General features: G+C 57.4%; 1 rRNA gene. It reads left to right on the top strand.

The features are described from left to right. Window positions 1-1,261 (top strand): 16S ribosomal RNA (locus EDF27_RS00050); the annotation flags it as partial. Window positions 1,262-1,330 lie beyond the last annotated feature (69 nt).

The following is a 1,330-nucleotide window of genomic DNA, read 5'->3' as shown; positions in this document are numbered from 1 at the left end:
GGCTCACCAAGGCGACGACGGGTAGCCGGCCTGAGAGGGTGACCGGCCACACTGGGACTGAGACACGGCCCAGACTCCTACGGGAGGCAGCAGTGGGGAATATTGCACAATGGGCGAAAGCCTGATGCAGCAACGCCGCGTGAGGGATGACGGCCTTCGGGTTGTAAACCTCTTTTAGTAGGGAAGAAGCGAAAGTGACGGTACCTGCAGAAAAAGCACCGGCTAACTACGTGCCAGCAGCCGCGGTAATACGTAGGGTGCAAGCGTTGTCCGGAATTATTGGGCGTAAAGAGCTCGTAGGCGGTTTGTCGCGTCTGCTGTGAAATCCCGAGGCTCAACCTCGGGCTTGCAGTGGGTACGGGCAGACTAGAGTGCGGTAGGGGAGATTGGAATTCCTGGTGTAGCGGTGGAATGCGCAGATATCAGGAGGAACACCGATGGCGAAGGCAGATCTCTGGGCCGTAACTGACGCTGAGGAGCGAAAGCATGGGGAGCGAACAGGATTAGATACCCTGGTAGTCCATGCCGTAAACGTTGGGCGCTAGATGTAGGGACCTTTCCACGGTTTCTGTGTCGTAGCTAACGCATTAAGCGCCCCGCCTGGGGAGTACGGCCGCAAGGCTAAAACTCAAAGGAATTGACGGGGGCCCGCACAAGCGGCGGAGCATGCGGATTAATTCGATGCAACGCGAAGAACCTTACCAAGGCTTGACATACACCGGAAACGGCCAGAGATGGTCGCCCCCTTGTGGTCGGTGTACAGGTGGTGCATGGTTGTCGTCAGCTCGTGTCGTGAGATGTTGGGTTAAGTCCCGCAACGAGCGCAACCCTCGTTCTATGTTGCCAGCGGGTTATGCCGGGGACTCATAGGAGACTGCCGGGGTCAACTCGGAGGAAGGTGGGGATGACGTCAAATCATCATGCCCCTTATGTCTTGGGCTTCACGCATGCTACAATGGCCGGTACAAAGGGCTGCGATACCGTAAGGTGGAGCGAATCCCAAAAAGCCGGTCTCAGTTCGGATTGAGGTCTGCAACTCGACCTCATGAAGTCGGAGTCGCTAGTAATCGCAGATCAGCAACGCTGCGGTGAATACGTTCCCGGGCCTTGTACACACCGCCCGTCAAGTCATGAAAGTCGGTAACACCCGAAGCCGGTGGCCTAACCCTTGTGGAAGGAGCCGTCGAAGGTGGGATCGGTGATTAGGACTAAGTCGTAACAAGGTAGCCGTACCGGAAGGTGCGGCTGGATCACCTCCTTTCTAAGGAGCATCTGGCATCGCTTGCGATGTCCAGGCGCCCGATTCGGACCGAACGTGTCCGACGGGCAG

The organism is Curtobacterium sp. PhB136 (assembly GCF_004346855.1).
Taxonomy (GTDB): domain Bacteria; phylum Actinomycetota; class Actinomycetes; order Actinomycetales; family Microbacteriaceae; genus Curtobacterium.
Note: the sequence above shows the minus strand (reverse complement) of the source record. Positions and strands in the feature narration are given on the sequence as shown.